The organism is Anaeromyxobacter sp. SG66 (genome assembly GCF_022690805.1).
GTDB classification, from domain to species: Bacteria; Myxococcota; Myxococcia; order Myxococcales; family Anaeromyxobacteraceae; genus Anaeromyxobacter; species Anaeromyxobacter soli.
Genome location: NZ_JALCZC010000149.1, coordinates 1 through 8,181 on the forward strand (window position 1 = coordinate 1; position 8,181 = coordinate 8,181).

The 8,181-nt window shown below is 72.7% G+C and carries 8 protein-coding genes and 2 pseudogenes; 1 reads left to right on the plus strand and 9 read right to left on the minus strand.

The genetic code is table 11. The features are described 5' to 3' along the window. Positions 1-49: 49 nt before the first annotated feature. Positions 50-957: pseudogene (locus tag MNZ39_RS22220) on the minus strand (HNH endonuclease). Here MNZ39_RS22220 and MNZ39_RS25140 point away from each other — a divergent pair. Beyond that, the gene (locus tag MNZ39_RS25140) at positions 838-1,791 is read left to right on the plus strand and encodes a hypothetical protein (protein ID WP_374202556.1); all 954 of its coding nucleotides are present in this window, start codon (positions 838-840) and stop codon (positions 1,789-1,791) included. The pseudogene MNZ39_RS22220 and the gene MNZ39_RS25140 overlap by 120 nt on opposite strands. A gap of 105 nt (positions 1,792-1,896) precedes the next feature. On the opposite strand, the gene MNZ39_RS22225 is transcribed toward MNZ39_RS25140, so the two are convergent. The 8 genes and pseudogenes from MNZ39_RS22225 to MNZ39_RS22260 all read right to left on the minus strand — a co-directional run. Further along, positions 1,897-2,313, minus strand: a complete 417-nt coding sequence (locus MNZ39_RS22225) for a (deoxy)nucleoside triphosphate pyrophosphohydrolase (protein WP_242341283.1) — start codon at positions 2,311-2,313, stop codon at positions 1,897-1,899. Further along, a complete protein-coding gene (locus tag MNZ39_RS22230; RefSeq protein WP_242341284.1) occupies positions 2,310-3,407 on the minus strand; it encodes a PQQ-binding-like beta-propeller repeat protein in 1,098 nt (365 codons plus the stop codon). The genes MNZ39_RS22225 and MNZ39_RS22230 overlap by 4 nt, the downstream gene beginning before the upstream one ends. Then, the gene (locus tag MNZ39_RS22235) at positions 3,408-4,136 is read right to left on the minus strand and encodes a tol-pal system YbgF family protein (RefSeq protein WP_242341285.1); all 729 of its coding nucleotides are present in this window, start codon (positions 4,134-4,136) and stop codon (positions 3,408-3,410) included. A 98-nt stretch (positions 4,137-4,234) separates the two neighbouring features. Continuing rightward, positions 4,235-5,650 (minus strand): ribosome biogenesis GTPase Der, encoded by a 1,416-nt coding sequence (der, locus tag MNZ39_RS22240; protein WP_242341286.1) that lies wholly within the window; start codon positions 5,648-5,650, stop codon positions 4,235-4,237. After that, the gene (gene era / locus MNZ39_RS22245) at positions 5,647-6,579 is read right to left on the minus strand and encodes a GTPase Era (RefSeq protein WP_242341287.1); all 933 of its coding nucleotides are present in this window, start codon (positions 6,577-6,579) and stop codon (positions 5,647-5,649) included. Before era ends, der begins: the two co-directional genes overlap by 4 nt. Positions 6,580-6,647: 68 nt before the next feature. Further along, positions 6,648-7,154: a peptidylprolyl isomerase gene (locus tag MNZ39_RS22250; RefSeq protein WP_242341288.1), complete on the minus strand. Its 507-nt coding sequence runs from the start codon at positions 7,152-7,154 to the stop codon at positions 6,648-6,650. 51 nt (positions 7,155-7,205) lie between these two features. Beyond that, positions 7,206-7,886: a peptidylprolyl isomerase gene (locus tag MNZ39_RS22255; RefSeq protein WP_242341289.1), complete on the minus strand. Its 681-nt coding sequence runs from the start codon at positions 7,884-7,886 to the stop codon at positions 7,206-7,208. Positions 7,887-7,962: 76 nt separating this feature from the next. Then, positions 7,963-8,181 (minus strand): annotated as a pseudogene (locus MNZ39_RS22260) (hypothetical protein); the annotation flags it as partial.

An 8,181-nucleotide genomic window follows, 5' to 3' on the forward strand; every position in this document is an offset into this window, starting at 1 on the left:
TCCCCTCTTCGTCCTGGCAGACTCAGAGGATCAGAGGCGCTTGCGCGCTTCAACTTTCAAACTGCCTCGTATCGCAGACGATCGATCTCACTCGCCATTTGTCGCGCGATCGTGGGGATACTTCAGGCGCTCGACAGGCGAGCCGAAGATTGTCGATCGTGGACGGCCCCCCGAGGGCGGCGGGTTGGAGGTGGTCGAGCTCGAGCTTCCAGCGGCTGTTGCAGCGGCAGCCGTCCGGACCGACCCAGGCGCAGCGCCCGCCGTCGCGCGTCCACACCGCGCGGCGCACTATCGCCGGGATCGTGGTCCTCGCCGCCGGTGGCTTCGCCGCGACCCGCTTCTCGCCCTCGGTCGAGCCTTCCTCGGAGCCCTCCTTCGCGCGCTCCTTCGAACCTTCCTTCGCGTCCTTCGTCTTCCGCTCCGGCGCGACAGCGCCCTTGCGCTTGCCGTGCTTCTCGATGGCGCAGCGGATCGCCTCGTGGAGCACCGCCGCGAGGTCGCCGTCCGGAACCTTGTGCACAGGAGTGACAGGAGCGTCTCGAGGTCCTCCTTGCAGGCGCGGTCGAGGGTGACCCGGAGCGACCAGTGCGTCTCCGAGACGGCGAGCGTCACGGCCCTTCGCTTCGGCTGCGCGACGGTGGGCGGGAGCGCAGGCCGCGAGTCGGCGATGGGGTCCGGGCCGAGGGTCGGCTCAGCAGGGCCGGCCAGTGGCGCCGCCTCGGCCCCTGCATCGGACGCCGGGAGCGGTAGCGTTGCGCTCGCCGCGGCGGGCGCGCGCTCGGTCAGCTTGCGGAGGCCAGCGCGCGGAGCGGTGCGGGCCTGGACGGAGGCGACGAGGTGCTCGACCTCGGCCCGGGTCCGGAAGGCGGCGCGAGTGAGGAGATCGTCCACGTTCTCCTCGGTGAGCACCTGGCCGAGGAGCGCCAGGGTGGACAGGCAAAGACGCCCATCCCGCAGCGGAGCTTCCAGTGTCGGAAAGCGGCGCAGCACCCGCATCGCCTGGATGCGCCGCCCGGCGGCGCCCTCGCGCAGGTGGAGCGCCTCAAGGCAATAGGCCCACAGGGACGCATGGCCGGCCTCGACGAAGGCGCGGCGCCGATCGAACTCGTCGAGGTGCAGGAGGAAGTCGACCTGGACGTTTCGTTCCTCTCCGGCGAGCTCGCGCAGGCGCAGGGCGAGGACGTTCGACTCGAGAGAAGCGGGGGCGAGCGCGGACATGGGATGCACCTCCAGTACACCCTTCGTAACACGCGAATTCCGGAGCTCCGGAGACGCTCCAGGCCCGCTCTTGCGCGGCGTTCTCCGCTGCGCCCTCGTCGGAGCCTCAAACCGATCGGCGCGCGCTTCACGCGCAAAGTGTGTGCGCGAGAGCGGCCCTCACGCGCCGCCCGTTTGCCCGAGCGCGATCGAGGCGAGAAGGCGTCAATGGGCAATGTTTCACCCACCGCAACAGGGACGCTTCGTTTCTTCGCGCGAGGGAAGCCGCGACGTCGGGGAGCACTACCGCTGGCGATAGCTGTCACGCATTGTGAACACTGGCGCGACGCTCCGGCCCATGTGGCGGGGCGAGCGCGAACGCGTGTTGCTGCACGGACCCGCGCGAAGAAACGCTGCGACGCCGGCCCGACACGACGAGACGTTCGCCTGCTCTACCGCCTCCCCCGCGTTCATCGGGTCGCGCCCGGAGCGCGTGCGCAGATCCCGTCGATGCCCGAATCCGCCCTGCGCACCGAAACCGCGGTCGAAACACCCACCGCTCGCCCGGCGAGTACCTGCACTTGTGATGAATGATGAGCCGCCGCAGGCAGCCAGCGTGTGCCGCAGCAGGGAAACGCCCGAGCGGGCAGCGCTATCGGGGCACGCGGAGCGCGCCGGCCACCGCCCGGAGGCAAGCGCTCACTCGCGATCGGCGGGCTCGTCCGAGGCGAGGCGCTCGAGCTCGGCGAGCACCGCCCGATCCGCCTCGAGGAAGTCGTAGCTCTCGAGCGTGCCCGGGCGTGCCCAGGCGATCTCGGCCACGCCGAGCGGGCGCGGCTCGACCCCGGGCTCGAGCGCGCAGCGGTAGAAGGCGAGCTCGACCTCGAGCTCCGGGTAGGCGTGAGCGTGGCGGAGGAGGAGCGGCCCCACCGCGGCGTCGCAGCCGAGCTCCTCGACGAGCTCCCGGCGCAGCGCCGCGGGCTCGTCCTCGCCCGGCTCGACCTTGCCGCCCGGGAACTCCCACTGCCCCCGCGCGCCCGCACGGTCGGGGCGCCTCGTGACGAGCAGCAGCTCCGCGCGCCGGACGACGGCCGCGACGACGCGGATGCGCCTCACGGCAGGTCGAGCGCGTAGAGCTCGCCGCGGTTCGACAGGACGTACACGCGCCGGTCCACGACGGCGGGGGTCCCCGAGATCCCGCTCCCCGGGTCGAGCACGCGCATGAGCCGTCCGCTCGACGCCTCGAGCCAGCGGAGCCCGCCGGTGGTGGCGGGGACGAGCACCCAGGCACCCGCGACGACCGGCTCGCCCGAAGGCACGCCGCGGCCGAGCGGAGACGACCAGAGCACCGTGCCGTCCTTGGCCGAGAGCGCGTACACGCCGGCGGTCGCGACCGCGACGAGCGTCCCGCCCGGCGCGAGCGCGAGCTTCACCGCCCCGGGCGCCTCGAAGGTCCAGCGCGTCTCGCCGGAGGCCGCGTCGAGCGCGAGCACCGCGCCGGAGTAGGCGGCGGCGTACACGCGATCCCCCTCCGCCACCAGGCCGTCGACGTCGAGCTCGTCGCCGGCGGGCGCGATCATCCGCTCCCAGCGCGCCGTGCCCGTCGCCGGATCGAGCGCCGCCACGAAGCCGTCGGAGTACGCCGCGTAGACCGTGCCTCCGCGCACCTGCACCGGCGCGGCGCCGCGGATGGTGAAGCCCGGGCGCGGCTCGCGCCGGTGATGCCACTTCCAGGCGCCGGTCTTCGCGTCGAGCGCGAAGACGGTGTCCTGCAGGCTCGCCACGTAGAGCGTGCCGCCGACGACGGCCGGGCGGGTCCCGAGCTCCTCCTTCGCGTCGTAGCGCCAGCGCTCCTTGCCCGTCGCGAGCGCGACCGCGTAGAGCCGCCCGTCGCTCGAGCCGGCGTAGACGGTGCCGCCGTCGATCGCCGGTGGGCCCGAGAAGCCGCCCTCCGTCTTGAGCTCCCAGGCGACCCTCCCGTCGTCGCGGATCGCGTGGAGCCAGCCGTCGCGGGTCCCGAACACCACGATCCCGCTCGCGGGATCGACGGCGAGGCCGCCGGGCTCGCGCGGCTTCCACTCGAGCGCCTGCGGCGTGACCACCGACCGCTGCCAGGCGAACCGGTAGAGCTCCCGCGGCGCGGGGGGCAGCCCGCTCCTCATGCCGGGAGCCGTCGCGGCGAGCGCGAGCGCGAGGGCGAGCGCCGTCATCTACTTGCCGCCGAGCTTGCCGAGCCGCTGCGACGCCTCGGGCGCGAGGGGCGACTCCTTGTGCTGCTCGGGGAACGCGGCCAGCACCTGGCGCGCCTCGTCCGTCTTGCCGGCGGTGGCGAGCACGCGGGCGCGGTCGAGATCGGCGCGATCGGCGAACGCCGGCGCCTCCTTCGCCATCCGCGCGAACCCTTCGGCCGCCGCGGCGAGGTCACCCTTCCCCTCGGCCGCGAGCGCGAGCCCCTCGAGCGCGCCGAACCGGAGCGAATCGTCCTTGTCGGCGGTCTCGAGATACCGCTGGTAGGCCGCCCTGGCGGGCTCCCACTCGCGAAGGCGCAGGTGCGCGTCCCCCTTCGCGAGCGCCGCGAGCGCCGCGGCGCTGCCGCCGTGCTGCGCGAGCACCTGGTCCGCCGCGCCGACGATGGCGCGCTGGTGCGCCTCCTCCGTCGGGAAGAACGGCCCCGGCTGGCCGGGGAGCGGCACCGCCGACACCGTCCCGCCGACCGTCTCGAGCATCTGCGAGACCGCAGCGCCGGAGGCCTCGGACCGGTGCGACTGCACGACGAGCACGACCACCGCGAGGAGCACGAGCACGACGGCCCCGCCGCCGAGCAGGACGGCCTGCCGCTTCCGGGCCGCGACCCAGCCGGCGGCCTGCTCCGCCGCGTGCTGGAACTTGTCCGGCTCCTTCATGTCCTTGCGGGTGATGACGCTGGGCTTCGACGACATGGCACCTCTCGGGGGCGCAACGCGCGAGATTCCTGAAGAAAACCGGGCCAATCTAGAGGGCCGGGGCAGAGGCCGTCAAGCGAAAGCCGGACGGCCGCTCACCCGCGCCGCTTCGGCGGCGGGCGGCTGCGGCGCTTCCGCTCCCGGAAGACGAGCCGCATCGGCACCTCCAGCCCGAAGGCGGCGCGGAAGCGGTTCTCCACGAAGCGGCGGTACGGCTCGCCGATCGCCTCCGGCCGGTTGCACTGCATCACGAAGGTGGGCGGCGCGTAGGCGACCTGGGCGACGTAGTACAGCTTCACCGGGTGGCCCTTCGCGAGGGGAGCGGGGTGCTCCTCCTGGATCGTCTCGAGCAGCTCGTTCAGGGCCGGGGTCGGGAAGCGGGCGCGGTACTGCTCGACGAGCCGCGCGGCGCGCTCGAGCACGCGGGTGACGCCGCGCCCTTCCTTCGCCGAGACGAACAGCATCGGCGCGAACGAGACGAACGGCAGCCGCTTGTACAGCTCCTTGCGGTACCAGTCCTGCGTCGCGCCCTCGCGCTCCGCGACGTCCCACTTGTTCACCACGATGAGGAGCGCCTTCGACTTCTCGGAGATGAGCCCCAGCAGGCGCGCGTCCTGCTCCACGCCGGCCTCCGTCGCGTCGAGCAGGCAGGCGACCACCTCCGCCCGGTCGATGGCCTTCATCGAGCGCACGACGGAGTACGCCTCCACGCTCTGGGCGATGGCGCTCTTGCGCCGGATCCCGGCGGTGTCGGTGACGACGAAGCGCTGGCCGCGGTGCTCGACGAGGGAGTCGATCGCGTCGCGCGTCGTCCCGGGGACGTCGGAGACGACGAAGCGCTCCATCCCGAGGAGCGCGTTCACGAACGTGCTCTTGCCGACGTTCGGGCGGCCCACGATGGCGAGGCGGATGTCGCCCTTCGGCCGGTCGTCCTCGCTGACCTCCTCCGGCTCCTCGGCGTCCTCGGGGGCCGGCGGGGCCTCCGGGAGCGCGAGCTTCGCGACGATCGCGTCGACCAGCTCCCCCACCCCGCGGCCGTGCTCGGCCGAGACGGTGTGCACGTCCCCGAAGCCCAGCCGGAAGAACTCCGCGAGCGGGATCTCCTCCTCGGTGCGGGCGGTGTCCACCTTGTTCACCGCCACGAATAGCGGCTTGCCCGCGCGGCGCAGCAGGTCGGCGACGGCGGAGTCCACCGGCGAGAGCCCCTCGCGCCCGTCGACGACGAGCACCACCGCGGCGGCCTCCTCGACCGCGAGCTGGGCCTGCCGGCGGACCTGCGCCATGAGCCGGTCGGACGACTCCGGCTCGAACCCGCCGGTGTCCACGACCGACAGCGCCCGGCCCTCGAAGGTGAAGTCGGCGTAGTTCCGGTCGCGGGTGACGCCCGGCACGTCCTGGACGATCGCGGCGCGGCGGCCGGCGATCCGGTTGAAGAGCGTGGACTTGCCCACGTTGGGGCGGCCGACGAGCGCGACGAGCGCGCGCGGCGCGGGGACGGTGGGCGCGCTCACAGGCCGAGCCTCTTCAGCGCGGTGGCGCGCTCGCTCCAGCGCTCCTCCACCTTGACGGTCAGCCCCAGGAAGACCTTGCAGCCGAGGAGCCGCTCGAGGTTCTCCCGCGCGCGGGTCCCGATCTTCTTCAGCATCGCGCCGCCCTTGCCGATCACGATCGCCTTCTGCGACTCGCGCTCGACGAGGATCACCCCCGAGATGCGGACGAGCCCGCCGTCGTCGCGGCGCTCGGCCTCGTCGAATTCCTCGATGTCCACCGCGACCGAGTACGGGATCTCCTGGCGCGTCTGGAGCATCACCTGCTCGCGCACGTACTCCGCGGCGAGGGCGCGCTCCGCCTGATCGGTGAGCTGGTCGGGCGGGAAGAGCGGCGCCTCCGACTCGGGCAGGTGCTTCCCGAGCACCTCGAGCAGCGTGTCCACGTTCTCGCCGGTGAGCCCGGAGAACGGGACGATGTCGGTCCACGCGTGGAGGCCCTTGTACGCGTCGATGACGGGCAGGAGCGTCGCGCGCGGCGCCCGGTCCATCTTGGAGATCCCCAGGATGGCGGGCTTCCGCCGCCGGGCGACCTCCTCGATCGCCCAGCGCGTCGACTCGCCGACCTCCACCCGGCCGTCGGGCCCCGTGCCCGCCTCGACGAGCATCAGCACCGCGTCGACCTCGTCGAGCGTGGTGAGCGCGACCTCGACCATCCGCCGGTTGAGCGGCCCCTTCGCGCGGTGCAGGCCGGGCGTGTCGAAGAAGGCGATCTGGGCGCCCTTCGCGTTCCAGATCCCGAGGATGCGGGTGCGGGTCGTCTGCGGGCGCGGCGTGACGATCGCGACGTGCTCGCCGAGCACGCGGTTCAGGAGGGTGGACTTGCCGACGTTCGGCCGCCCGACGATGGCGACGAACCCGGCGCGGAACGGGGGCTGCTTCTTGCTGGTCATGAGGTGATCGCGCCCGCCGGCGGCACGACGGCCACCGGCGGGCGCCTGGGTTTCCTTGCGGCGGAGCCTTACGGCTGCGCGCCGCGGGTGATGGTGACCTTCTCGAGCTTTACCTTCGCGTTGCCGGTGCGGGCGATCTTGGGCACGAGCTCCTCGCCGCGCACCACCTCGCCGAAGATCGTGTGCCCCTTGTCGAGCCAGGGGGTCGCGATCTCCGTGATGAAGAACTGCGAGCCGTTGGTGTTCGGGCCGGCGTTGGCCATCGCGAGGAGGCCGCCCTTCGTGAACCGGTTGTCCGGGCCGATCTCGTCCCCGAACTTGTAGCCGGGCCCGCCCGTGCCGGTCCCCAGCGGATCGCCGCCCTGGATCATGAACTCGGGGATCACGCGGTGGAACACCGTGCCGTCGTACAGCGGCTTCTTCTGCTTCTGGCCGGTGCGCGGGTCCGTCCACTCCTTCGTCCCCTCGGCGAGGCCGACGAAGTTCTCGACGGTCTTCGGCGCCTTCTCCGGCAGGAGCTTCACGACGATCTCGCCGAGAGAAGTCTGAAACGTCGCGTAGAGCTGCTCAGCCATGTCCGTCCTCCCGTCCTCCCCGGCGCGGTTCGACCGCCCGGGCGACGCCGCTCACTTGCAGGTGGGCGCCTTGTTCGTGATGGTGACCTTCACGAGCTTCGTCTGGCCGTTCCCGGCCCGCGCGATCGGCGCCACGAGCTCACAGCCGCACACTCCCTCGCCGATGTGCACGTACCCGCACACGCCCCCCGGGGCGTTGCACGGCTTGGGATCGAGCCAGGGGGTCGCCACCTCGGTGATGAAGAACTGCGAGCCGTTCGTGTTGGGGCCGCTGTTCGCCATCGCGAGCTGGCACCCCTTCGCGAAGGGCTTCGCCGGCGGCTTCTCGAGCTCGTCCTCGAAGCGGTACCCGGGATCGCCCGAGCCGAACGGCCGGCCGTTCGGCGCCGCCGTCGCGCCGAGCGCCGCGCCGCGAGAGAGCGGATCGCCGCCCTGGATCATGAAGCTCGGGATGACGCGGTGGAACAGGGTGCCGTCGTAGAGCGGCTCGGTCACTCTCCGTCCCGTCGTCGGATCCGTCCAGGTCTTCTTGCCCTGGGCGAGCTCCACGAAGTTCTCGACGGCCTTCGGCGCCTTCCGCGGGAGCAGCTTCACGCCGATCGTTCCGCGCGAGGTCTCGAAGACGGCGTACTGGTCCTTGCCCTGTCCGCCGGCGGCGGGGGTCGCTGCGCGCGCCGCGGGCGCGGCGAGGGCAGCCGCGAGCGCGGCGAGGAGCACGGTGGGTCTCGTCATATGCGCGGGATGCTAGCCACCGGCCGGGGTGCGGGCAAATGGAAAGAAGGAAAGAAGGCTCGGGCGGGAAGCGAGTTCACTTCTCGCGACGCGTCCCCTTGCGGGCCTTCTTCTTCTTCGGCGCCCTGGGGGCGCTGCGCTTCGCGCGCGGCTTCACCGGCTTCGTGCGCGCCCGCTTCGCGGGTGCCGGCTCGCTCGGCGGCTCGGCGCCGGGGCCGGGCGACGGCGTCGCCGCGGCGGGCGCGAGCTCAGGCGCAGGCGCGGGTGGGGCCTCGCCCTGCTCGCGCTCGGGCTG

Coding starts and splice junctions, on each gene's coding strand:
- MNZ39_RS22250 (WP_242341288.1), bottom strand. CDS start 7,154: ATGGCTGAGCAGCTCTACGCGACGTTTCAGACTTCTCTCGGCGAGATC.
- MNZ39_RS22235 (WP_242341285.1), bottom strand. CDS start 4,136: ATGTCGTCGAAGCCCAGCGTCATCACCCGCAAGGACATGAAGGAGCCG.
- MNZ39_RS22230 (WP_242341284.1), bottom strand. CDS start 3,407: ATGACGGCGCTCGCCCTCGCGCTCGCGCTCGCCGCGACGGCTCCCGGC.
- era (WP_242341287.1), bottom strand. CDS start 6,579: ATGACCAGCAAGAAGCAGCCCCCGTTCCGCGCCGGGTTCGTCGCCATC.
- MNZ39_RS22255 (WP_242341289.1), bottom strand. CDS start 7,886: ATGACGAGACCCACCGTGCTCCTCGCCGCGCTCGCGGCTGCCCTCGCC.